The organism is Halomonas sp. A11-A, from assembly GCF_003182195.1.
GTDB lineage: Bacteria > Pseudomonadota > Gammaproteobacteria > Pseudomonadales > Halomonadaceae > Halomonas > Halomonas alkalicola.
This window is the reverse complement of record NZ_QGTM01000007.1, coordinates 63021-84294: the sequence shown is the minus strand read 5'-3', so window position 1 is coordinate 84294 and position 21274 is coordinate 63021. Positions and strand designations below refer to the sequence as shown.

Below are 21274 nucleotides of genomic sequence, written 5' to 3'. Positions count from 1 at the left end.
GGATGTCCCAACGTGGCGATAGCAGACTAACGGGTTTACCATCGGGCGGATAGGCGAAGCGCCTTGATCAAACACTTGTTCTAACTCATTTGGCGCCAATCCGCCAGGGAGCCCCCCGTGACCCGACCCCGTGATACCCGCCTGCGCAACCGCCTGTTCTTCGCCACTGTGCTCGCCGCCATCGTCGTCGGCCTCTGGCTGGCCCGCTAGGGCGCCACCAGCATGGAGCTCTCCGCCCTCTTCCTCCAGACCCTCGAGGTCACCCTACCGGTGTTCGCCATGGTCTTCATCGGCCTGGGCCTCAAGCGCGCCGGCTGGATCGATGCCGCCTTCGTCTCCACCGCCTCCCAACTGGTGTTCCGCGGCACCATGCCCGCCCTGATCTTCCTGAGCATCATCAAGGCCGACCTGGACGCGACCCTCAACCCGGCACTGCTGGGGTTCTTCGCCCTGGCCACCCTGGGCAGCTTCCTGTTCTGCTGGGGCTGGGCCCGGCTGCGGGTGCCCTATGCGGAGCGCGGGGTCTACATCCAGGGCGCCTTCCGCGGCAACTGCGGCATCGTGGGGCTGGCGCTGGCCGGCGGCATGTACGGCGACTACGGCCTCTCCGCCGGTGGCCTGCTGCTCGGGGTGGTGATCCTCACCTACAACGCCTTCTCGGTGGTGGCCCTGGCCACCTACCAGGAGGGCCAGAGCGCGGACTGGCGCAGCATCCTGTCGCACATCGCGCACAACCCGCTGATCCTGGCCGTGGTGGTGGCCATCCCGGTGGCCGCCCTGGAGCTGCACCTGCCGGGCTGGCTGATGACCTCCGGGGAGTACTTCGCCTCCCTGACCCTGCCGCTGGCGCTGATCTGCATCGGCGCCACCCTGTCGCTGGGCGCCATCCGCGAGTCGGGCCGCCTGGCCACCAGCGCCAGCCTGCTCAAGATGGTGACGGTGCCGGTACTGGCCACCGGCGCGGCTTGGCTTGCCGGCTTCGAGGGGCGCGAGCTGGGGGTGATGTTCCTCTTCTTCGCCAGCCCCACCGCGGCCGCGGCCTTTGTGATGGCCAAGGCGATGGGGGGCAATGCCGTGCTGAGCGCCAACATCATCGCCCTGACCACCCTGATGGCCAGCCTGACGATCACCGTCGGGGCCTTCGCGCTCAAGGTGGCGGGGGTGATCTAGCTCAGGTCAGAGGGCGTGGTGAAGCCCACCAGGCGGGCGCAGCCCGCGGCCCACACGCCGGCCTCGAGCTCGGCGACGGCCGCGGTGGGAAAGGCGAGCCCGCGGTCGGCGCGACCCTCCACCAGCAGCCCGGTGAGCGCGCCCACCAGCGGCATATGGCTCACCAGCAGCCGCGGCCGCCCCTCGGGCTGCTCAAGTAGCCAGTCGGCCACCGCCGCGGGGTCGTCGTCGGGAGTGATGATCGGCAGCGTCTCCACCGCTGCGCCCAGCGCCTCGCCGATGATGGCGGCGGTCTGCCAGGCGCGGACGTAGGGGCTCGCCAGCAGGTGCAGCCCGGCGAGGTCGGAGCGTCCCGCCAGCCAGGCAGCCAGTCGCTCGACTTCGCCTCGCCCCCAGTCGGTCAGCGCACGCTCGGCGTCGGGGTAGCCGGGCCCCGCCTCGCCGTGGCGCAGGATCAGCAGGCGTTCAGCCATGCCGGCCTCCGGTCTCCCGGTGGGCCTGCTGCACGTCCTCCCGGGAGAGAATGAACTCCACGTCACTGCTCTGCTCGCCGAGCATCAGCATGCGCGCCATCTCCTTGGCCGGCACTCCCTTGAAGAGCACCTGATAGAGCCCCTCGGCGAGCGGCATGTAGACCCTGTCCTGGCGCGCCTTGTCACGCACCAGCCGCACGGTGTTGACCCCCTCGGCCACCTGGCCCAGGGCCTCCACCGCCTCGTCCAGGGTCTTGCCCTCGCCGAGCGCGTAGCCGACGCGGTAGTTGCGTGACAGGGCCGAGGAGCAGGTGACGATCAGATCGCCGACCCCGGCCAGCCCCAGGAAGGTCATGGGGTTGGCGCCCCGATAGACGGCGAAGCGGCTCATCTCGGCCAGCGCCCGGGTCATCAGCATGCTGCGGGTATTCTCGCCCATGCCGAGTGCGGCGGCCATGCCGGCGGAGATGGCGTAGATGTTCTTCAGCGCCCCGCCCAGTTCGGCGCCATGGCGATCGTTGCTGGCATAGACCCGGAAGTAGTCGCAGCCGAGTGCCGTCTGCACCCGGGTGCGGGTCTCCGGGTCGTCGCTGGCGATCACCGTGGCTGTGAGCTGCTTCTGGGCGATCTCCGAGGCCAGGTTAGGCCCCGAGATCACCCCGATATGCGGAAAGCCGGTCTCCTCCTCGAGGATCTGGCTCATCAGCTTGAAGCCCTCCTCCTGGATGCCCTTGGTGGTGCTGACCAGGATCTGCTCGGCATGCAGGTGGGGGCGCGCCTGGCGCACCACCTCGCGGAACGCCTTGGAGGGGATCGCCACCAGCACCAGGCCGGCCCCGTCGAGCACCTCGGCCATGTCGGTGGAGGCGACTACCGCGGGGTTGATGGCATAGTCCGGCAGGTAGCGGCCATTGCGATGCTCGCGGTTGATCTGCTCGGCCAGCTCGGGGTCACGCAGCCACTGGCGCACCCTGGCGCCGTTGTCGGCGGCGATGCTGGCGAGTGCGGTGCCGAAGCTGCCGCCCCCCAGCACCGCCACGTTCATCTGTTCCTCTGCCATGGTCGGCCCCGCCTGTTGGATTGAAATCGGGTTGGTGGATGAAACGGGGATTGTAGCGAAAAAGGGGCCCGAATCGGCAGCCGATTCGGGCCCTGCAGGCGATCCTTGCGGCCGGCGTGGCCACGCATCGTCCCTAGTCGATCAGCGACAGCAACGAATCGATGCTCTCCCGGGCATCGCCGTAGAACATCCGAGTGTTCTCCTTGTAGAAGAGCGGGTTCTCGATGCCCGAGTAGCCGGTGCCCTGGCCACGCTTGCAGACGAACACCACCTTGGCCTTCCACACCTCCAGCACCGGCATGCCGGCGATGGGGCTGTTGGGGTCCTCCTGAGCCGCCGGGTTGACGATGTCGTTGGAGCCGATAACGATCGCCACGTCAGTCTTGGGGAAGTCGTCGTTGATCTCGTCCATCTCCATCACGATGTCGTAGGGCACCCGCGCCTCGGCCAGCAGCACGTTCATGTGCCCCGGCAGCCGCCCGGCCACCGGGTGGATGGCGAAGCGCACCTCCTTGCCCGCCGCACGCAGCTTGCGCGTAAGCTCGCTCACCGCGTTCTGGGCCTGGGCCACCGCCATGCCGTAGCCCGGCACGATGATCACGCTGTCGGCGTTGTTGAGGGTCGCCGCCACGCCGGCGGCGTCGATGGCCACCTGCTCGCCCTCGATCTCGGCGGCGGCGCCCACCTGGCCACCCCCGAACCCCCCCAGGATCACGCTGACGAAGTTGCGGTTCATCGCCTTGCACATGATGTAGGAGAGGATGGCACCCGAGGAGCCGACCAGGGCCCCGGTGACGATCAGCAGATCGTTGGAGAGGGTAAAGCCGATGGCCGCCGCCGCCCAGCCCGAGTAGCTGTTGAGCATCGACACCACCACCGGCATGTCGGCGCCGCCGATGCCCATGATGAGGTGCCAGCCGATGAAGAACGCGAACGCCGCCAGCGCCAGCAGGGTCCAGAAGCCGGTACCGTTGAGGTAGGCGATGGCCAGCACCAGGCAGACGGTCGCCGCCCCGGCATTGAGCAGGTGCCCACCGGGCAGCTGGCGCGCCTTGCCGTCGACCTTGCCGGCCAGCTTGCCGAAGGCGATCACCGAGCCGGTGAAGGTCACCGCCCCGATGAAGATGGCGAAGATCACCTCCAACTGGAGGAAGGTCAGCTCGTCCGGGGCCTTGGTGGCCACCAGGGCGGCGAAGGCGGAGAACTCCTGGTGCGTGGCATCGAGTGCCTGGGCGGCCAGCACCCGACGCCGCTCCAGGTCGGCGTTCCAGGCCACGAAGACCGCGGCCAGGCCGACGAAGCTGTGCAGCGCCGCCACCAGCTGGGGCATCTCGGTCATGGCGACCCGCTTGGCCACCACCCAGCCGATCGCCGCGCCGATGGCGATCAGGGGCAGCATCAGCCAGTGGGCCCCGATGCCGGGGCCCAGTGCGGTAAAGAGCACCGCCACCGCCATCCCGACGATGCCGTACCAGACCGCGCGCTTGGCCTTCTCCTGGTTGCTCAGCCCCCCCAGGGAGAGGATGAAGAGCACACTTGCCGCGATCGCCGCGGCAGACACGAATCCTTGACTCAGCATGGGTTGTCTCCGCGGTTCACGATTTCTGGAACATGGCCAGCATCCGGCGCGTGACCATGAAGCCGCCGACGATATTAATGGTGGCGATCATCACCGAGATCGCCGCCAGCAGCATGACGATCCCGCTGCCCGACCCGATCTGCAGGATGGCGCCAAGGATGATAATCCCGGAGATGGCGTTGGTGACCGCCATCAACGGCGTATGCAGCGAGTGGCTGACGTTCCAGATCACCTGGAAGCCGACGAAGCAGGCCAGCACGAAGACGATGAAGTGCTGCATGAAGGAGGCCGGGGCGATCTGGCCCAGCAGCAGCATCAGCGCGCCCCCCACGCCCAGCAGGGTCACCTGGCGGCGGGTCTGCTCACGGAAGGTGGCCAGCTCCGCGGCCCGCTTCTCCTCCGGCGTGGGCGCCTTCTCCCTGGGCTTGGGCTTCGCCGCGGCGATCGCCTTCACCTTGGGCGGCGGAGGCGGGAAGGTGATCTCGCCGGCGTGGGTCACCGTGGCGCCGCGGATCACGTCGTCCTCCATGTCATGAACGATCTGCCCGTCCTTCTCCGGAGTCAGGTCGGTGAGCATGTGGCGGATATTGGTGGCGTAGAGCAGCGAGGCCTGGGTCGCCATCCGCGAGGGGAAGTCGGTGTAGCCGATGACGATCACGCCGTTGTCGGTGACCACGCGCTCGTCGGGCCGCGTCAGGTCGCAGTTACCGCCCTTCTCGGCGGCCAGATCGATAATCACCGAGCCTGGCTTCATGGCCGCGACCATCTCCTCGAGCCACAGCTTGGGGGCCGGGCGGCCCGGGATCAGCGCCGTGGTGATGACGATGTCGATGTCGGGCGCCTGCTCGCGGAACAACGCCAGCTGCTTCTCGCGAAACTCCGGGCTCGAGGGCGCCGCATAGCCGCCGGTGGCCGAGCCATCCTGGCTCTCCTCGAAGTCGAGGAACAGGAACTCGGCGCCCATGGATTCGATCTGCTCGGCCACCTCAGGCCGCACGTCGAAGGCGCGCACCACGGCTCCCAGGCTGACCGCGGTACCGATGGCGGCAAGCCCTGCCACTCCGGCGCCGATCACCAGCACCCTGGCCGGCGGCACCTTGCCGGCGGCGGTCACCTGGCCGGTGAAGAAGCGTCCGAAGTTGTTGCCCGCCTCGATCACCGCGCGATAGCCGGCGATGTTGGCCATGGAGGAGAGGGCATCCATCTTCTGGGCCCGCGAGATGCGCGGCACCATGTCCATGGCCACCACGGTGGCACCCTGGGCACGGCACTTCTCCAGCAGTTCCTCGTTCTGGGCCGGCCAGAAGAAGCTGATCAGGGTCTGCCCCTGGCGCAGGCGCTTGACCTCCGCCTCCTCGGGCTCGCGCACCTTGATCACCACCTCGGCCTCGGCCCACAGCGCCTCGGCGCCGTCAACCACGGTAACGCCGGCGTCGCGATAGGCCTGGTCGTCGAAGCCGGCGGCCACGCCGGCACCGCTCTCGATCAGGCAGTCATGTCCAAGCTTCTGGATGAACTGCGCGCTGTCAGGGGTCAGCGCCACGCGCGCCTCGCCCTTGGCGAGCTCCCTGGGTGCACCAATCTTCACGTTGGATCTCCCGGTTGGTTATTGAATTCTTGCATAGGTCAGACCGGACATTCATACCGGACAATGCCGCATTGCACAACCGTCGAAAATGCGTCGAAGACGATGAAAAGGCAAGCATCCGGGGCAGAACGACCGCGCTCATCGTCTCGTCCACGGTGCGCCGCGGGAGGCAGGAAGGCAAGGGACAAAGGCGCGCAGGCCGCCCGAAGGCGGCCTGCGCAGGAGGGGAAGGTGACGCGATGGGGTCAGGCGCTCAGCAGGGCGTTGAGGCGCTTGACGTAGACGGCCGGGTCATCGAGGTGGCCACCCTCGGCGATGATCGCCTGGTCGAGCAGCACATGGGCCAGGTCGGTGAAGCCCTCGCCCTCGGTCTGCTCAAGGCGTACCACCAGGGGGTGCTCGGGGTTGAGCTCGAGGATCGGCTTAACCTCCGGCACCTTCTGGCCGGCGGCCTCCATGATGCGGCGCATCTGGAAGCCCATCTCGTGCTCGGGCAGCACCACGCAGGCGGGCGAGTCGGTGAGGCGATGGGTTACCTTGACTGCCTGAACCTGGTCGCCCAGCGCCTCCTTGACCCGCTTGACCAGGTCCTCCTTAGCCTTGGCGGTCTCCTCCTGGGCCTTCTTCTCCTCCTCGCCCTCGATCTCGCCGAGGTCGAGCTCGCCCTTGGCGACATCGACGAAGGCCTTGCCGTCGTACTCGTGGAGGTGGCTCATCAGCCACTCGTCGATACGATCGTGCAGCAGCAGCACCTCGATGCCCTTCTTGCGGAAGATCTCCAGGTGGGGGCTGGACTTCGCCGCATTGAAGCTGTCGGCGACGATGTAGTAGATCTTCTGCTGCCCCTCCGGCATGCGCGACACGTAGTCGGCCAGGGACTGGTCCTGGGTGGCGCTGTCGGTGTGGGTGGTGGAGAAGCGCAGCAGGCCGGCGATCTTCTCGCGGTTGGCGAAGTCCTCCGCCGGCCCTTCCTTGAGCACGCTGCCGAAGGTGTTCCAGAAGGTCTGGTAGGCCTCCTTGTCCTTGGCCAGCTTCTTGAGCATGTCCAGCGCGCGCTTGGTCAGCGCACTCTTGATCTTCTCTACCTTGGGGTCCTGCTGCAGCAGCTCGCGGGAGACGTTGAGCGACAGGTCGCGGGTATCCAGCACGCCCTTGATGAAGCGCAGGTAGAGCGGCAGGAACTGCTCGGCGTCGTCCATGATGAAGACGCGCTGCACGTAGAGCTTCACGCCGCGGGCGCCGTCGCGCTCATAGAGGTCGAAGGGCGCGCGGCCCGGCACGTAGAGCAGGCTAGTGTATTCGAGCTTGCCCTCGACCTTGTTGTGGCTCCAGGCGAGCGGGTCCGAGAAGTCATGGGCCACGTGCTTGTAGAAGGCCTTGTACTCGTCGTCGGAGATCTCGCCCTTGGGGCGCGACCAGAGCGCGGTGGCCTCGTTGACGGTCTCCCAGGTAACCGTCTCGCTGCCCTCGATCTCCTTGCCCTCCTCGTCGCGAGCCTTCTCGACCCTGGGCATGCGCACCGGCACCTCGATGTGGTCGGAGTACTTGCGCACCAGGCTCTGCAGGCGGAAATCGTCGGCGAACTCCTTCGCATCGGCCTTGAGGTGCAGCACGATCTCGGTGCCATGAGCCTCGCGCTCGACGTCGGCCACGGTGAACTCGCCCTCGCCCTTCGAGCGCCACTCGACCCCCTCGGCCGTGTCGCTGCCCGCCTTGCGGGTGCGCACCGAGACCTCGTCGGCGACGATGAAGCCGGAGTAGAAGCCGACGCCGAACTGGCCGATCAGCCGCGCATCCTTCTGCTGCTCGCCGGAGAGCTGCTTGAGGAACTCGGCGGTGCCGGAGCGGGCGATGGTACCGAGGTTCGCGATGACCTCCTCGCGGCTCATGCCGATGCCGTTGTCGCGCACGGTCACCGTGCTCGCCTCGGCGTCGTGCTCGATCTCGATGCGCAGCTCGCTGTCGCCTTCATAGAGGGCGTCGTTGTCCAGCGCCGCGTAGCGCAGCTTGTCGCAGGCATCGGCGGCGTTGGAGATCAGCTCGCGCAGGAAGATCTCCCGGTTGGAGTAGAGGGAGTGGATCATCAGGTGAAGCAGCTGCTTCACCTCGGTCTGGAAGCCAAGAGTTTCTTCGTGCGTGGCAGTGGTCATGTGTCCTGGACCTCGTCGACAGGTTCTGCGGCGAGCGGTGCCGCGGGGTGAATCACTGTCGCCGATATGGGGCCCCAGGCGCGCTTTTCAAGCCTTGTCGCGACTCATGTCTCGCCGCTGGCCGGCTCCCCCAGCACGAAGTGCAGCCGCGCCGTGGCCACCGGCAGCGCTTCGTCCTCCTGCCAGGCGCTGACCCGGACGTTGGCCAGGCGGCGCCCCTCACGCAGCAGCGAGCAACGCGCGAAGGTGGGCGCCACCCGGGCGGTGCGCAGGTAGTCGATGGAGAGGTCGACGATGCGCGGCAGGCGGGGCTCCCGGGCGGCCAGCAGCAGGTCGAGGGTCGCGGCGGTCTCCATGAAGGCGGCCACCACCCCGCCATGCAGCGCCGGCAGCAGCACGTTGCCGACGTTGCCGGCGCCGGGCTCGAGCCGGAAGCGCAGCCCCTCGCCGCCGGGATCCGGCTCGGCGCTCACCCCGATGCGGCGCGCATAGGGAATCAGCGCCAGCCAGGACGTCACATCGCCCTCGGTGCGGGTGCGCTCGAGCCAGGCCACGTCATCGAACCCTTCAGGCATCGCGACTCTCCTCGTCATGCACGTCGGCAAACAGCGCCTCGGCGAAGCCGGGCGGCGTATTGCGCGGCCCCAGCCGCACGAAGTTGCCGATGCCCCGGGCCACCGGTTTGCCCTCCTCCTGCCACAGGGTTCCCTCGGTGAAGACCACCGAGGCGGTGACCCCGACCACCCGCGCCTCGGCCTGGATCGCCAGGCCCGCCACCGCCGGGCGGAAGTGGTCCACCCGCAGGTCCAGGGTCGGACACACCTCCGGCGCCGGCAGGCCGCGCAGCACGGCACTACCGCAGGCGGTGTCCAGCAGCATGGTCAGCACGCCGCCATGGACCAGCCCGCGGGAGGCATCGCCCAGCAGGTCGTCGCACCAGGGCAGGCGCATGCGGACGGCCTCGGCGTCGGCCGCCAGCACCTCGAGGCCCAGCTCACGGGTATGGGGAATCACCCGCACGAAGCGGGTCAGGGCCCGAAGCCAGGCCTCGGGGGATCGGTCGGCACAGGGCGTCACACCGGGGCTCCTCTTGGTGGCGCAAGACATTCCAACAAGCGTTTGAAACGATCAGGCAAGACTACCCGCGGGGCCGGTCGGGCACAAGCCGCCGCCCGTCAACGCAGCCCCGCGTCGGTTACCCTTTTCCCCTACCCAGGCGGCCCGTAATGCGCCACGATAGGGGCAATCGGACGTCAACTCCCGGAGATCCTCGCCATGCGCCAACGCCCCCCCGCCCCGCAACACGGCACCCGGCGCAGCGGCATCCGGCGCCTCGGCACCCTGCTGAGCGCCCTGGCCCTGTCGCTGCCCTTCACGCTGCCGCTGGCCCAGGCCGACGACCGCGCCCTGCGCAACGCCCTGGAGGCGGCGCGCAACCAGCAGTGGGAGCGCATCGACCAGCGCGCCATTGCCGACCATCCGCTGGCCGGCTACGTGGAGTACCACCGCCTGCGCACACGCCTGCCCCAGGCCGAGCCGGGACAGGTCCTCGACTTCATCGAGCGCCACGCCGACTCGCCCCTGGGCGAGTGGCTGCGCGGCCAGGCCATCGCCCAGTACGGCTACGCCGGCCGCTACGGCAGCCTGCTGGCCGTGGCCGACGGCGAACCGGCCGGCACCGCCCGCCAGTGCTACTACTACTCTGCTCTGCTCGGCAGTGACCCCCAGGCCGCCGCCGAAGGCGGGCTTTCCCTGTGGATGGTGGGCCACTCCCAGCCGGACGCCTGCGACAACCTCTTCAGGGCCCTGCGCGACCGCGGCGTGATCGGCGAGCAGCAGATCTGGGAGCGCAAGATGCTGGCCTGGCAGGCCGGCGAGACGGGGCTGGCCAGCTTCCTGGGCCGCCAGCTCGGCAGCCGCTGGGAAGAGGCGCGCCAGGCCAAGGCGCGCCTCTCGGGTGACTTCGCCGCCGTGACCCGGGTGCCGACCTGCCTGGGCCCCGAGTGCCGCGGCTCCGGCCCGCTGTTCGCCGCCGCCATGCACGGCTTCACCCGCGCCGACACCGAGGCGGCCCTGGAGGCGTGGCGCAAGATCGCCCCCCACCTGCCCATCGAGCGCCAGCACCATGAGGCCATCGAGCGCGACCTGATCTTCTACACCCTGGTGCGCGACATCCGCCACAATCGCGGCTGGGTCGACGGCGCCCTGGCAGGGCGCAGCGACGCCGACCTGCTGGAGCTGCGCGTGCGCGCCGCCCTCTCCGACCGGGACTGGCGCGGCGTGCTCGACTGGCTGGCGCGCATGACGCCCGAGACCCGCGACGACAGCCGCTGGCACTACTGGGCGGCCCGCGCCCACGAGCGGCTCGGCGACGACGCCCAGGCCCGGGAGGCCTATGCCCTGGCCGCCGAGGGACGCAACTTCTTCGGCTTCGCCGCCGCCGACCGCCTGGGCCAGCCCTATGCCCTCAACCTGGAGCGCAACGGCTTCGACGACAGCTACCGGCAGCAGGTCTCCCGCTGGCCGGCCGTGCAGCGCACCGAGGCGCTGCTGCGCATCGACGAACCCGGCCTGGCCGCCAGCGAATGGTATGCGGCCGTGGAGCGTGCCGGCGAGCGCGAGGCCCGCGCCCTGGCCGACTACGCCGCCCGCCGTGGCTGGCATGCCAAGCTGGTGCAGACCACCATCACCGGACGCATGTGGGACGCCCTAGACTGGCGCTTCCCGGAGGCCTACCGCGAGCACTTCCTGCACTGGGGCCGCATGACGGGGGTCGACCCCTACCTGCTGATGGGCATCGCTCGGCGCGAGAGCGCCTACAACCCCGAGGCGGTCTCGCCGGCCGGGGCCCGTGGGCTGATGCAGGTGATGCCCGGCACCGCCACCCAGTTGGCTCGCCAACTCGGCATCAGCGACCCCGGCGCTTACGGGGTGCTCGACCCGGAGCTCAACATCCGCCTGGGCAGCACCTACATCCGCGACATGCTCAACCGCTACAGCGGCAACCGCCTGGCCGCCGCGGCCGCCTACAACGCCGGCCCCGGCCGGGTCGACCGCTGGCTGGCCGACGCCCCGGAGGAGTTCGACCTCTTCGTGGAGAGCATCCCCTTCCGCGAGACGCGCCTCTACGTGCAGGCGGTGCTCAGCTACCGGGCGATCTTCGAGAGCCTCGCCAACGGCGGCTCGAGCCAGGGCGTCTCCATGCTCAGCCCCACCGAGAAGACGGTGCGCTACGACCGCTCGCTGCTGGCCAGGAACTGAAGGTCACTTTACGCAGTAGGCGCCGGCGGCAAGTCGAAGAGGAGGTCCTACGCCAGGGATGGCGTCGGTAGCGTACAGGGATGTATTCACAGCGCCTCCTCGACGGTCCGGCGCCCCGGGACTTGCCGCCGGGTAAGCCTCGCGCAGTTTGAGCCTATGCCGGGGGGCGCTCCAGGGCCAGCTTGATGCCGAAGCCCACCAGCACCGCCCCGGTCACCCCGTTGAGGGCCCGGGAGAAGAGCCGGCTGCCCAGCAGGCGCCCGGCGCTGCCCACCATCACCGCCACGCCGATCTGCCACAGGTTGGCGATCACGAAGTGCACCCCGGCCAGGAACAGCGACTTGGCAAGCGCCGGGTCGCCGGGGGCGATGAACTGGGGCAGGAAGGCCATGTAGAAGACCACCGTCTTGGGGTTGAGCACGTTGGAGAGCAGCCCCTCGCGCAGCGGCCGCCACATCGGTACGGGCCGGCGCTCGCCGCTGACCCCCGCCACCGGCAGCCCCTGGCCGCGCCGCGCCGCCAGCAGGCCCTGCACGCCCAGCCAGACCAGATAGGCGGCCCCGGCCAGCTTGAGCAGCTGGAAGGCCCAGGCCGACTGCAGCAGGATCAGCGAGATCCCCAGCGCCGAGACCGCGGCATGCACGAAGAGCCCGCAGCAGATCGCCAGGCTGGTCAGCACGCCGTCACGCACCCCGCCCCGGGCGGTGTTGCGTATCACCAGCAGGGTATCGACCCCGGGGCTGATGGAGAGCAGGGTAATGGCCACCAGGAAGGGCCAGAACTGGGCGTCGATGAACATGGGCGCGGGGCCTTCCTTGGGTCGAGTGGCGGGCTTGCTGCCCGAGGGGATTCGATCTACAGTGGATTTGCGGCTGACGGACGGCGTGATGAACACCGGCCCGTCAGGGGGCCTCGGCACCGCTCCGCAGCGTAGGTCAGCAAGAAACAAGTCGTCGGCTGTCGTTCGATCACCTCGATCCACCCAGTGCGCACTTCTTTGCTTGCCCCGTCCACGCACCTCGGGACTCCGCTCCGGCGGGCCCGGTACGACCATTAAAGTATGTTAAGGAAATCGACAATGGCAACTGGCACTGTCAAGTGGTTCAACGACACCAAGGGCTACGGCTTCATCTCCCCGGACGACGGCGGTGATGACCTGTTCGCTCACTTCTCCGAGATTCAGGCTGAGGGCTTCAAGACCCTGCAGGACGGCCAGAAGGTCACCTTCGAGGTCACCCAGGGCAAGAAGGGCCTTCAGGCCTCCAACATCCGCCTCGCCGACTGATTCGGCAACGCGGCCGGCGGCGCCAAGGCGCCGCCGCTGTCACGAGAAGGTCCACTGCACGGTGGGCCTTTTTTGTGGCCGGCGCTCGGAGACGGCGGCTCAGTGCTCTTCCGACTCCGACTCCATGGGCTCGAACTCGTACTCCTCGACCTCCATCGGCTCGAATTCGGGAAGCGCCTGCTCCACCGCATCGAACTGCTCCTCGAGGCGGCGCTGGGCCTCCTCGAAGCGCCGCTCCTGCTCCTCGATGATGGCGTCGATATCGGAGCGGGACGGCCCGCCGGTATCCAGCGCCTCGCTATCCAGGCTCGAGTCGAAGTCCATTTCCGCATCGAAGCTCTCGTCGCCCTCCATGGGCTCGGGCACGGCGGCCTCCTCCTCGGCCTCCTCGAACTGCTCCTCGATGCGCCGCTGCGCCTCCTCGAAGCGCCGCTCGGTCTCCTCGAGCATGGCGTCGATCTCGTCCCGGGTGGTCTCCCCGGGCAGCACCGCGCCCTCGTCCAGGATGCTGGCCGGGGACTCGCCCAAGGTCTCGGCCTCGGGAATCTCCTCCGGCACTTCGTCGGGCGCCTCCTCGGCGGGCACCGCCTCCTCGGCCGCGTCATCCACCAGGCCGGCCTGCTCCTCCGGGGGAAGCTCGTCCTCGAGGGCCTCCGGCTCCTCGGCAGGCGCCGCGCTCTCTTCCCGGGCGGCGGGTTCGGCCGCGGGCTCCTCGGCGGCCGGCGGCGTCTCGTCGCCGTTGCCGCAGCCGGCCAGCCCCAGCGCCATCAGCGCCGCCAGCAGGGCGGGTTTCCAGTACTTGTTATGCATGTGCATGCTCCCGCACGTCTGAATTCAGGGTGGGACATTCCATCAGAGCCGCCGGCCCCCCGCAAGGTTGCCGTGGGCTACTCCTCTCGCAGCGGCAGCGGGCAGCCCAGGCTCCAGGCTACCGCCCGCAGCAGCTCGGCCTCCTCCGGGGCGATATGGCCATCCTCCTCCACGCAGCAGACCATGGCGGCCAGCAGCACCGGCCGCTCGGCCTGGACCAGGCGCGCGAGCCGCCCCATGGCCCAGTCCAGCTCCGCCGCGGTGGAGGGCTCGCGCACCGGATCCAGCGCTACGCCCAGGGCGCGCCCGGCCCTGGCAAGGGACGCCACCAGGTGATCCGCATCGCCCCGGCCGGCGCGGGCCAGGGTGGAGAGCAGCAGCGACAGCGGCCCCGCCAGGTCGCCCAGGTGGCGGTCTCGCCTGCCCCGGCGCTCCCCCTCCACGCCGGCCAGCACCAGCCGGTGCAGGGCCCACTGCAGGGCGCCCGGCGCCGTCTCGGCGGCCAGCAGCCCCACCAGGCACTGCCGAAAGCGGGCGAACTGGGCGGTGGAGAGCTGGCGCAGCACCGGCAGCGCCACCTCGATCAGCGGCAGGCGATCCCCGGCCGAGAACTCGGCGAGGGGCGCCTCGAGGGCGTCAAGCTCGCGCAGCACCTCCGGCAGCGCCTGGTTCGCCAGCACCCGGCGCTGGGCCTCGCGGCTGGCCGGGTCGACGCCCATCAGGATGCCGTAGACGAGCGCACGGGCCGCGAAGGGATCATGGGCGGCCACGACCAGGCGCTCGTCGAGCCCCGTCAGGCGGCGCCGGGCCAGGGCCAGCGCCTCGGGGTCGGGCTGGCCGACGCTGGCCACCACCGCACCGGCGATGGCGGCACCGGCCGCGGCGCCTCCCAGGCCGCCGCCGAGGCGGGCATCCCGGAGAGAGGCCGCCGCCGGCTCCTGTGCCGGCGGGGCCTTGGGTGCCGGTGCGAAGGGCTCGGGCAGAGACCCGTCCCAGCGCGGCAGCACGCGGCGGATGCGCGCCTCCAGCGGGGGGTGGGTGGCGGTCCAGCGGCTCAGGGCTCGCACGCCGCTGCCGAAGTAGAGGTGGCTGAACTCCGCCGCCTGGGGCGCCATCAGCCGCGACCCGAGCCGGTAGGCGGCCAGGGTCTGGAGGGCGCCCCCGATGCCCTCGGGGTTGCGGGTGTACTGGACGGCGCTGGCGTCGGCCAGGAACTCGCGCTGGCGGCTGACCGCCGCCTTGATCAGGTTGCCGCAGAGGGTCCCCGCATAGCCCACCAGCATCAGGGCCGCGCCGCCGGCCAGCAGCGCCACCTGGGCACCGCCACCGCGACGGGAGGAGCGGCCTCGCCCGCCGACGGCGGCGCCGCGCAGCAGCAGCCGGCCGATCAGGCCGATCACCAGGATGCCGTGGAGCAGCGCCACCAGGCGCAGGTTAAGGCGCATGTCGCCGTGGAGGATATGGCTGAACTCGTGGGCGACGACGCCCTGGAGCTGGTCGCGGTCGAGGTGCTCGATGGCCCCCCGGGTCACCCCGATGGCGGCATCCCGAGGCTCGTGGCCCGCGGCGAAGGCGTTGATGGCGTCATCGTCGAGCAGGTAGACCGCGGGCACCGCCATCCCGGAGGCGATGGCCATCTCCTCCACCACGTTGAGCAGCACCCGCTCGTGCTCGTCGCGGGTGTCATGGTTGAGCAGCCTTCCCCCCAGCGCCTCCGCCACCGCGGAGCCGCCGGCGCGCAGCTGCAGGTGGCGAATCAACGCACCGCCCACCACCACGGCCACCACCCCCAGGGCGACCAGGCCGAACAGCTCCGGCTCCAGGGCCCGCGCCAGGGGGTCCGGGCCGCCCAGCTGGCCATCGAACAGCACCACGGCCAGGGCCACCAGCACGCTGGCCGCCACGATCAGGCCGGCCACGGCAAGCAGCAGCAGGAGCACCAGGCGGCCTGTCAGGCGCCGGGCGCGATCCTGGGCACTGAAGAAGTCCATTCGCGCCTCCGTTCAGAAGCCGACCATCAGAAACTCACCTTCGGTGCCGCCTGGATCTCGGCGCTGTCCTCGAACTCCAGCAGCGCGGCATCCTGCTTGTGGCCGAAGGAGGCGGCCATCACCACCGGCGGGAAGCTCTGCTTGTAGGTGTTGTACTGCATCACGGCGTCGTTGAAGGCCTGGCGGGCGAAGGCGACGCGGTTCTCGGTGCTGGTCAGGGTCTCGCTGAGCTGGCGCATGTTCTCCGAGGCCTTGAGGTCCGGGTAGGCCTCCATCACCACGTTGAGCCGCCCCAGGGCCGAGCCCAGGGCTCCCTCGGCCCCGGCAAGCGCCGCCATGGCCCCGGGATCGCCGGGGTGGGCCGCGGCGTTCTGCAGCCCTGCCAGGGCGCCGTTGCGCGCCTCGGTCACCGCCTGCAGGGTCTCGCGCTCGTGGCTCATATAGGCTCGGGCGGTCTCCACCAGGTTGGGAATCAGGTCGTAGCGCCGCTTGAGCTGCACCTCGATCTGGGCGAAGGCGTTCTCGAAGCGGTTCTTCAGCGCCACCAGGCGGTTGTAGACCGAGACCGCATAGACCAGCAGCAGGCCGATCACCACCAGCGGCAGGATAAACGAAAGTGACATGGTCGACTCCTTGTCGGTACGGCTGGGAAGCCGGAAGGACTTGACTCAAGTCAAGCAACTTGGCGCCGGAAACGCCATGCCCTGGCCGGGGCCTGATGCTATCATCGGTGCTTCCGGCCCGGCAGGGGCAGCTTGAAGGCTAGCAGGACGCCGCGCCGGGGTCGCCATCGGGATGATCGACGAGACGATTCAGGGAGCCGAACTTGGCCGAGCAACTCAGGGACTTCGCCCACGCCTTTCTCCACGCCCTGCGCAACCTGATGCCGATCATCCTGGTGGTGGTGGCCTTCCAGGCCCTGCTGTTCCGGGAGTGGCCCGACGGCGGCCTGAGCATCGCCATCGGCCTGCTGATCGTGGCCGTCGGGGTGGCACTCTTCCTGCAGGGCCTCGAACTCAGCATCTTCCCGGTGGGCAAGCGCCTCGCCAACCAGTTCGCGAGACGCGGCTCCATGCCGCTGCTGATGGCCTTCGGCTTCGCCATCGGCTTCTCGGCGGTGGTGGCCGAACCCGCCCTGATCGCCGTGGCCGAGCAGGCCTACGAGATCAGCGAGGGGCGCATCGACGCCCTCACCCTGCGCCTGATCGTGGCCACCTCCGTGGGCCTGGTGATGGCCCTGGGCGTGCTGCGGGTGATCCTGGGCCACCCCATCCACTGGTACATGATCGCGGGCTACGTCACCGTGGTGATGGTGACCTTCTTCGCCCCCGAGGAGATCGTCGGGCTCGCCTACGACTCCGGCGGGGTCACCACCAATATCGTCACGGTGCCGCTGATCGCCGCCCTGGGCATCGGCCTGGCCTCCTCCATTCGCGGACGCAACCCCCTGATCGACGGCTTCGGCCTGGTGGCACTGGCCGTGATGGTGCCGATGATCAGCGTGCAGCTCTACGGGATCCTGGTCTACGCCGACCCGGGCGATATCGCCAACGGCGCCGCCCTGGTGGCCGCCGGCAGCGACGTGGAGAAGCCCTCCGGCCCCCTGGTGATGATCCTCGATCTGTTCGGCATGCTGCGCGACGTGCTGCCCATCATCCTGGTGATTCTCTTCTTCCAGTACGCCGTGCTGCGCCGCCCCCTGGCCAGCCCCGTCAAGGTGGGCGTGGGCTTCGCCCTGGTGATCATCGGCCTCTACGCCTTCGTGGTGGGCCTGAAGCTCGGGCTCTTCCCCATCGGCCAGCGCATGGCCGAACAGCTGATCACCTTCGATACCTGGCTGTGGGTCTATCTCTTCGCCTTCGCCATCGGCTTCGCCACCACCATGGCGGAGCCGGCGCTGATCGCCGTGGGTCAGCAGGCCGAGGAGGCCGCCGCCGGCAAGATCCAGGGCAACGCCATCCGCCTGCTGGTCGCCGTGGGCGTCGCCATCGGCATCACCATCGGCGTGCACCGCATCATCAGCGGTGACTCCATCCACTACTACATCATCGGCGGCTACCTGCTGGTGATTGTGCTGACCGCCCTGGCACCCCGCTATATCGTGGCGCTGGCCTTCGACCTGGGCGGCGTGACCACCTCGGAGGTGACGGTGCCCCTGGTCACGGCGCTGGGCATCGGCCTGGCCAGCCAGATCGAGGGGCGCAACGTGCTGATCGACGGCTTCGGCCTGATCGCCTTCGCCTCCATCTTCCCTATCGTGACCGTGATGAGCTATGCCATCCTGATGGAACGGGTGGCCCAATGGAGAGAGAGGCAACCATGAAGTTTTCCCTGCTGGTGGCCATCGTGCCCGAGGAGCTTGAGCAGGAGTGCATCGATGCCGCCACCGAGGCCGGCGCCGTGGGCATGACCCTGATGTCCGGCCGCGGCATCGGCGGCGAGCGCAAGAAGACCTTCTTCGGGCTGACCTTCGAGGGCAGCCAGAGCGTCATGCTGCTGACCCTGGAGAAGGGGCTGTCGCTCAAGGTGCTCAAGGCGATCCGCCGGGTCGTCAACCCCACGGGAGAGGACTCCAAGGGGCTGGTGATGACCCTGCCCATCGAACACCTGGGCGGTATCGACATGGCGCAGGTCAAGCGCTTCGAAGAGCGCATCCGCCACGAGATCTGAGCGCGCCTCACATCCCTCACCCAATGGAGAGAGACAATGCTGGTCAAGGACATCATGATGCGCGACGTGGTGACGGTGTCACCCTTCGCCACCCTGCGCGACGCCCTGGCGCTGATGAAGAAGCACAACCTCAAGTGCCTGGTGGTGGAGCAGCAGGACCCCCATGACGCCTGGGGCCTGATCACCTACACCAATATCCTCAAGACCATCGTCGCCGAGAACGGCGATATCGATCTGATCAACGTCTACGACGTCTGCGCCAAGCCGGCCATCGGCGTCGGCGAGTCCCTGGACGTGCGCCACGTGGCGCGGCTGATGACCGACAGCATCGTCAAGCGCGTGCTGGTGCTGGAGGACAACCGCCTGCTCGGCCTGGTGACCATGGACGACATCGTGGGCACCGTCATGGACCTGATCGAGTAGCGCCGAACCGCAGGCCGTCACGCAAGCGCCGCCCCAAGGGGCGGCGCTTTGGTTGATACCTGCAAGTTACTTTCGGATCACGCGAGGGCCTTCTCGACGACCTCATAGACATTCGGCGAGAGCTTCTCGGCGCGGATGCGCTCGAGCTCGGCCTTCATCAGCGCCTGGCGCTGCTCGTCGAAGCGCGCCCAGCGGGTCAGCGGGGTGATCAGGCGCGCGGCGATCTCCGGGTTGAGGCGGTTGAGCTCGATCACCACGTCGGCCAGCAGCCGGTAGCCCGCGCCGTCGAGGCGGTGGAAGTTGACCCGGTTCTGGCCGGCGAAGGTGCCGACCAGCGCCCGCACCTTGTTGGGGTTCTTCAGCGAGAAGGCCGGGTGGGCCATCAGGAACTTGACGCGGTCGAGCACGTCGGGCTGCGGCCGGGTCACCTGGATGCTGAACCACTGGTCCATCACCAGGGTATCGTGGGCCCACTTCTCGCCGAAGGCCTTCAGGGCCGGCTCGCTGAACTCGTCGCGGCTGCTGTGGGTCAGCAGGGTCAGGGCGTGGCGCACATCGGTCATGTTGTGGTCCGCCGCGAACTGCGCCCGAGCGAGCTCGATCCCCTCCTCGTCCTCGATGGCCATCAGGTAGGAGAGCGCGACGTTCTTCAGGCTGCGCCGGGCGATCTGCTCAGGCGTCGGCGCATAGGGCTCGCCCCCCGAGTGCTCGAGGTGGTTCTCGCGGTAGACCCGCAGGAAGTCGTCGCGCAGCGCCAGGGCCAGCCCCTGCTTGACGAAGGTGCGCGCCGCGTGGATGGCATCCACGTCCACCAGCGGCTGCTGCTCGGCGATGTAGGCCTCAGAGGGCAGCGTCAGCATCTCGGCCAGCACGGCCTTGTCGTCGGTCTCGGCGGCGAGCAGGCTGCGGAAGGCATCCACCACCCGGGTGTCCATCACCTTCTCCACGCCGTTGCGATGGGCAGCGATCAGGTCGTCCAGCGCCAGCAGGGCGAGGCGCTGGCCGGCGTCCCAGCGGTTGAAGCCGTCGGAGTCGTTGGCCAGCAGGAAGGCGAGGTCCTCGCGGCCGTAGGGGAAGCGCAGCTTCACCGGGGCCGAGAAGCCGCGCAGAAGCGACGGCACCGGGGCCTCGGCCACGTCGGTGAAGAGGAACTCCTGCTCCGCCTCGCGCAGGTGGATCACCGCATCGGTGCCCAGCGTCTCGCCGTCGAGGGTCAGCGGCAGGTCGCGCCCGCTCTTGGTGCCGACGAGGCCCAGGCGCACGGGGATATGCAGGGGGAGCTTGTCCGGCTGCCCCGGGGTGGCGGGGGTGCGCTGGGCCAGGCGCAGGCGGTACTCGCCGCGGGCGTAGTCATACTCGCCGAAGGCGTCGATCTCCGGCGTGCCGGCCTGGTCATACCAGCGCATGAACTGGGTCAGGTCGAGCCCCGAGGCCTCGGCCATGCAGGCCACGAAGTCCTCGATGGTCACCGCCTGGCCGTCGAAGCGTTCGAAGTAGAGGTCGCTGCCGCGGCGGAAGGCCGCCTCCCCCACCAGGTTGGCCAGCATGCGTACCACCTCGGCCCCCTTCTCGTAGATGGTCAGGGTGTAGAAGTTGCCGATCTCGATGTAGTGGTCCGGGCGCACCGGGTGGGCGGTGGGGCCGGCATCCTCGGCGAACTGGGCGGTGCGGAAGAAGGAGACGTCCTCGATGCGCTTGACCGGGGCCGAGTTGATGTCGGCGGAGAAGCACTGGTCGCGGAAGACGGTGAAGCCCTCCTTGAGGGAGAGCTGGAACCAGTCGCGGCAGGTCACCCGGTTGCCCGACCAGTTGTGGAAGTACTCGTGGGCCACGATGCTCTCGACCCGCTGGAAGGCGGCGTCGGTGGCGGTGTGGGGGTGGGTCAGCACCGCCGCCGAGTTGAAGATGTTGAGCCCCTTGTTCTCCATGGCACCCATGTTGAAGTCGTTCACCGCCACGATCATGAAGAGGTCGAGGTCATACTCGCGGCCATAGGCCTCCTCGTCCCATGCCATGGCGCGCTTGAGCGAGGCCATGGCGTGGTCGGTCTTGCCGAGGTTCTCCTCCTCGACCCAGATCTGCAGGGTCACCTCGCGTCCGCTCAGGGTGGTGAAGGTGTCCTCGACCTTCTTCAGGTCGCCGGCCACCAGCGCGAAGAGATAGCTCGGCTTGGGGTGCGGGTCCTCCCAGGTGGCGAAGTGGCGGCCATTCGGCAGCTGGCCGCGCTCCACCGGGTTGCCGTTGGAGAGCAGCACCGGCTCGCGCTCGGCGTCGCCGATCAGCGTGGTGGTGAAGGTCGCCATGACGTCGGGGCGGTCGGGATAGAAGGTGATGCGCCGGAAGCCTTCGGCCTCGCACTGGGTGCAGTACATGCCGTTGGACTGGTAGAGCCCCTCCAGGGCGGTATTGGCCTCCGGGGCGATCTCCACCTCGGTGTCGAGGTGGAAGCGCTCCGGTACCCGATGGACGGTCAGTCCGCTCTCGCTCAGCGCATACTCATCCGCGTCGAGCGGCTCGCCATCCAGGGCGATGGCCTTGAGGGCCAGCCCCTCGCCGTGCAGCTGCAGCGGATCACCGGCCTCGCCCTCGGGATGGCGCTCCAGATGCAGGCGCGCCTTGACCCGGGTAGCGGCGGGGTCGAGGTCGAAGGTCAGCTCGGTGCGGGTCACGCGGTAGGCCGGGGGGCGGTAGTCGCTGAGATGGGTCGCCTGGGGATCGGACATTCGGGAAGCTCCTGTCGGAAATGGCTCCCATTGTACGGCGCCCGCCCCTTCTATCTCAAAGGCCTCTCAAAGACCCCTCAGAGACCCCTCA

Annotated in this window: 18 protein-coding genes; 6 read left to right on the top strand and 12 right to left on the bottom strand. The window is 69.0% G+C overall.

The window, feature by feature from the left end; all coding sequences use genetic code 11:
- Positions 1 to 222 precede the first annotated feature (222 nt).
- Positions 223 to 1170 (top strand): AEC family transporter, encoded by a 948-nt coding sequence (locus DER72_RS07410; RefSeq protein ID WP_110069359.1) that lies wholly within the window; start codon positions 223 to 225, stop codon positions 1168 to 1170.
- On the opposite strand, the gene DER72_RS07405 is transcribed toward DER72_RS07410, so the two are convergent.
- From DER72_RS07405 to DER72_RS07375, 7 genes are all read right to left on the bottom strand, one after another.
- Positions 1167 to 1643: a histidine phosphatase family protein gene (locus DER72_RS07405; RefSeq protein ID WP_110069358.1), complete on the bottom strand. Its 477-nt coding sequence runs from the start codon at positions 1641 to 1643 to the stop codon at positions 1167 to 1169. The genes DER72_RS07410 and DER72_RS07405 overlap by 4 nt on opposite strands.
- A complete protein-coding gene (locus DER72_RS07400) occupies positions 1636 to 2703 on the bottom strand; it encodes an NAD(P)H-dependent glycerol-3-phosphate dehydrogenase (RefSeq protein WP_110069357.1) in 1068 nt (355 codons plus the stop codon). Before DER72_RS07400 ends, DER72_RS07405 begins: the two co-directional genes overlap by 8 nt.
- Positions 2704 to 2836: 133 nt before the next feature.
- Positions 2837 to 4282 (bottom strand): NAD(P)(+) transhydrogenase (Re/Si-specific) subunit beta, encoded by a 1446-nt coding sequence (locus tag DER72_RS07395; protein ID WP_110069356.1) that lies wholly within the window; start codon positions 4280 to 4282, stop codon positions 2837 to 2839.
- Positions 4283 to 4298: 16 nt separating this feature from the next.
- Positions 4299 to 5870: a Re/Si-specific NAD(P)(+) transhydrogenase subunit alpha gene (locus DER72_RS07390; RefSeq protein ID WP_110069355.1), complete on the bottom strand. Its 1572-nt coding sequence runs from the start codon at positions 5868 to 5870 to the stop codon at positions 4299 to 4301.
- Between the two features lie 245 nt (positions 5871 to 6115).
- A complete protein-coding gene (gene htpG / locus DER72_RS07385; RefSeq protein ID WP_110069354.1) occupies positions 6116 to 8020 on the bottom strand; it encodes a molecular chaperone HtpG in 1905 nt (634 codons plus the stop codon).
- 104 nt (positions 8021 to 8124) lie between these two features.
- On the bottom strand, positions 8125 to 8595 hold the full coding sequence (locus tag DER72_RS07380; RefSeq protein ID WP_110069353.1) for a PaaI family thioesterase: 471 nt from the start codon (positions 8593 to 8595) through the stop codon (positions 8125 to 8127).
- Positions 8588 to 9097: a PaaI family thioesterase gene (locus DER72_RS07375; protein WP_258306235.1), complete on the bottom strand. Its 510-nt coding sequence runs from the start codon at positions 9095 to 9097 to the stop codon at positions 8588 to 8590. Before DER72_RS07375 ends, DER72_RS07380 begins: the two co-directional genes overlap by 8 nt.
- A gap of 198 nt (positions 9098 to 9295) precedes the next feature.
- Here DER72_RS07375 and DER72_RS07370 point away from each other — a divergent pair, with 198 nt between their 5' ends.
- Entirely contained in the window at positions 9296 to 11281 is a 1986-nt protein-coding gene (locus tag DER72_RS07370) for a transglycosylase SLT domain-containing protein (protein ID WP_110069351.1), read from the top strand.
- 154 nt (positions 11282 to 11435) lie between these two features.
- On the opposite strand, the gene DER72_RS07365 is transcribed toward DER72_RS07370, so the two are convergent.
- A complete protein-coding gene (locus DER72_RS07365) occupies positions 11436 to 12080 on the bottom strand; it encodes a LysE family translocator (RefSeq protein ID WP_110069350.1) in 645 nt (214 codons plus the stop codon).
- A 279-nt stretch (positions 12081 to 12359) separates the two neighbouring features.
- Here DER72_RS07365 and DER72_RS07360 point away from each other — a divergent pair, with 279 nt between their 5' ends.
- A complete protein-coding gene (locus DER72_RS07360; protein ID WP_110069349.1) occupies positions 12360 to 12566 on the top strand; it encodes a cold-shock protein in 207 nt (68 codons plus the stop codon).
- A gap of 99 nt (positions 12567 to 12665) precedes the next feature.
- Here DER72_RS07360 and DER72_RS07355 read toward each other — a convergent pair whose 3' ends face one another.
- From DER72_RS07355 to DER72_RS07345, 3 genes are all read right to left on the bottom strand, one after another.
- Positions 12666 to 13376: a hypothetical protein gene (locus tag DER72_RS07355; protein WP_110069348.1), complete on the bottom strand. Its 711-nt coding sequence runs from the start codon at positions 13374 to 13376 to the stop codon at positions 12666 to 12668.
- Between the two features lie 77 nt (positions 13377 to 13453).
- Entirely contained in the window at positions 13454 to 15367 is a 1914-nt protein-coding gene (locus DER72_RS07350; RefSeq protein ID WP_110069347.1) for a M48 family metallopeptidase, read from the bottom strand.
- Between the two features lie 26 nt (positions 15368 to 15393).
- Positions 15394 to 15990 (bottom strand): LemA family protein, encoded by a 597-nt coding sequence (locus DER72_RS07345; RefSeq protein WP_110069346.1) that lies wholly within the window; start codon positions 15988 to 15990, stop codon positions 15394 to 15396.
- Positions 15991 to 16193: 203 nt separating this feature from the next.
- On the opposite strand from DER72_RS07345, the gene DER72_RS16585 reads away from it, so the two are divergent.
- The 3 genes from DER72_RS16585 to DER72_RS07330 are packed head-to-tail and all read left to right on the top strand — an operon-like array spanning position 16194 to position 18460.
- Entirely contained in the window at positions 16194 to 17690 is a 1497-nt protein-coding gene (locus DER72_RS16585) for a DUF1538 domain-containing protein (protein WP_309064161.1), read from the top strand.
- Positions 17687 to 18037: a P-II family nitrogen regulator gene (locus tag DER72_RS07335; protein WP_110069345.1), complete on the top strand. Its 351-nt coding sequence runs from the start codon at positions 17687 to 17689 to the stop codon at positions 18035 to 18037. The genes DER72_RS16585 and DER72_RS07335 overlap by 4 nt, the downstream gene beginning before the upstream one ends.
- A gap of 36 nt (positions 18038 to 18073) precedes the next feature.
- Complete coding sequence (locus DER72_RS07330) at positions 18074 to 18460, top strand: CBS domain-containing protein (RefSeq protein WP_110069344.1); 387 nt, start codon at positions 18074 to 18076, stop codon at positions 18458 to 18460.
- A gap of 77 nt (positions 18461 to 18537) precedes the next feature.
- Here the strand turns inward: DER72_RS07330 and pepN are convergent, their stop codons facing one another.
- Positions 18538 to 21183 carry an aminopeptidase N gene (gene pepN / locus DER72_RS07325; RefSeq protein ID WP_110069343.1) on the bottom strand — a complete coding sequence of 882 codons (2646 nt, stop codon included), beginning with the start codon at positions 21181 to 21183 and terminating at the stop codon, positions 18538 to 18540.
- Positions 21184 to 21274 lie beyond the last annotated feature (91 nt).